Annotated in this window: 1 protein-coding gene; it reads left to right on the top strand. The window is 46.2% G+C overall.

All coding sequences use genetic code 11. From position 1 onward, the window contains the following. Positions 1–159 precede the first annotated feature (159 nt). Positions 160–992: DUF6531 domain-containing protein (locus tag BQ2633_RS00010; protein WP_346047831.1), on the top strand; the 833-nt coding region annotated here is incomplete at its 3' end.

Raw genomic sequence — 992 nt, forward strand, 5'->3', positions numbered from 1 at the left:
ACTTTATGGTGTGCATTGGGATGCTAGTCCAAAGGAGGCGATGAAGCATTTCCAGGAATCCCAACATACCCCTCATTGAAAAGTTAGCCTATGCTACCAGTAAATAATCATTGGACACCTGTTTTGGGGATAGACCTACATCTATCCGCCTCGGGGAATATGTTCCATCCTTATATAGGGATGGTCATAGATCCTTTTGATTATTTGCCTTTCATCGGTAGCAGTGTGCATATCAATGGAGTTAAACGAGGGGTTTCCGATACGAGCGGTGTTTTAGCAACACTACAACATATCCCTTTGATTGGACCATTTGTGATGGCTCCGCTTATAGGGCATGAGAGTATGAACTTCTTCGCCTCGGAGACGGTCTTTGCCGAAGGGACAAGGCTAAGCCCAAAGGCCTATATGACGATGACCTGTAATGATGTGGGGTTACCCTTGTCAGGTTCAGGCAAGATTGCCAAGAAGAAGTTTAAGTTTACTCCCACACTCTTTGCCCCGACGGCATTTTCTCTACCTCTCCCTATCCCAGCGGGCAAGCCCGTCTTATTGGGAGGACCGTATGTTCCGGATTGGGGAGGAGCATTGATGGGATTAGCCACAAGTGTAGGCTTTAGTACTTTCTTGAGCTTTGCTCCTGCATTGCTCAAGGCAATGAAGAAAGCAGGGAAGAAAGCTAGCACATCAGCACTGAAGAAGTCTAATAAAGCTCTTCGAAAGCTCTTTGGACCAAACAAGCTGAGTGATTGGCTGTGTAAAAAGGGGTTTGAACCTGTAAACCTCATCAATGGCTCTGTCATTTATGAAGGGAATGACTTTGGATTTCCTTCGATGCTTCCTTTATCATGGGAGCGAAGTTGGTACTCTGACTCTCAGTATAGAGGTTGGCTTGGTCATGGAGTGCATTGCTCTTATGATAGACGTGTTACTTATCTTCCCGAAGAGGAACTGCTGTCGCTTCGTTTGAGCGATGGACGACTAGCAACGTTTCC

It is taken from the genome of Ihuprevotella massiliensis (genome assembly GCA_900095835.1).
Classification (GTDB): Bacteria; Bacteroidota; Bacteroidia; order Bacteroidales; family Bacteroidaceae; genus Alloprevotella; species Alloprevotella massiliensis.